At 56.2% G+C, this 1059-nt stretch carries 1 protein-coding gene; it reads left to right on the top strand.

Annotation, left to right across the window (positions count from 1 at the left end):
• On the top strand, window positions 1-1059 hold a 1059-nt coding region (locus tag KDK19_RS01740; protein WP_257291219.1), incomplete at both ends, for a hypothetical protein.

Genomic DNA, 1059 nt, shown 5'->3' with positions numbered 1-1059 from the left:
CAGACCGTTACCGGAATGATGTCGAGCAGTTTGTTAAAATTTTCAGTGACCTGGAACCGGAACACTATCGCCAACAATTCCAAAAGGCGCGCCCGCTTGACCTGAGTGCGGGCCGACCTCTCCACTGGCAGTTAAATCCCCATATTCAGCTACAGGAGTCCCGGTTGCTGGTCGGGGATACGGCGATCACCATTGAGCTTGGGATGAAGGATAACCCTTCGCTGACCCACAGGTTCCTCGACACCATTGTCGGGCAGCTCTACGCCCTGGGTCTGGCCAAGAGTACAGAGGCGGTTGATGCCGCACTGTTCAAGTCTGGCTGGCCAGAGGAGGCGGGACGATTGGGGCAGCTGGGCTATTCCGTCGGTTTTGACCCTGCCTACCAATGGGTTTCCCTGACCGGGGCGCAAAACCGGGCCAATACCCTTTATACCCATTTGGCAGGCCGCCACCGGGATGCGCTTGAACGTCATTTTGACCCGGTTGGATTACCCGCCAGCCAGGAAGACTTTAAAAAGGCCATGATCTGGCTGTTCACCCGGAAGTCTGAATTACTCTCATTGAGCTTTGCTGAGGTCTTTGACTACATCCGCGGGCACCGGGATGATCCGGATATCGAAACCTTTGCCAGAGCCTTGCGTGAGTTTGACCGGAAGTTACCCGATGATGACAGGGCCCTGTTCAGGGGGGTGCTCACCGGTCAGCAAGTCGAATGGCTGGAAGACGCTCTGACCCGTCAGGCCCCTGACCAGCGTGAACTGGTTGACTATATAGGCACACTTAAAACCTCTCCCGCCTCGCAAGCTCCGGTAACAGGGAGTGCGGGGTTCAGTTCATCGCCCTACCGGCTGGTTCAATCTGCCAGCGGCGGGTTCAAGATTGTCATCAAGGACAGGGATGCGCCAGAGAATAAGCGCTGTCGGCGTGGGGTCGGGGGATGCGCGACCCGGCTGCTATTAGCAGACAATCTGGCACAACGGCCCATTTCGACCATTGACAGTGGCGATATCGATAACACCGATACCGACAAAACGTATTACACAATTGAGTTCCTCACCC

The sequence above is a fragment of the Endozoicomonas sp. ONNA1 genome (genome assembly GCF_024606325.1).
Lineage (GTDB): Bacteria > Pseudomonadota > Gammaproteobacteria > Pseudomonadales > Endozoicomonadaceae > Endozoicomonas_A.
The sequence above is the reverse complement of the archived record's forward strand: the minus strand, read 5'-3'. Positions and strand labels throughout refer to the sequence as shown.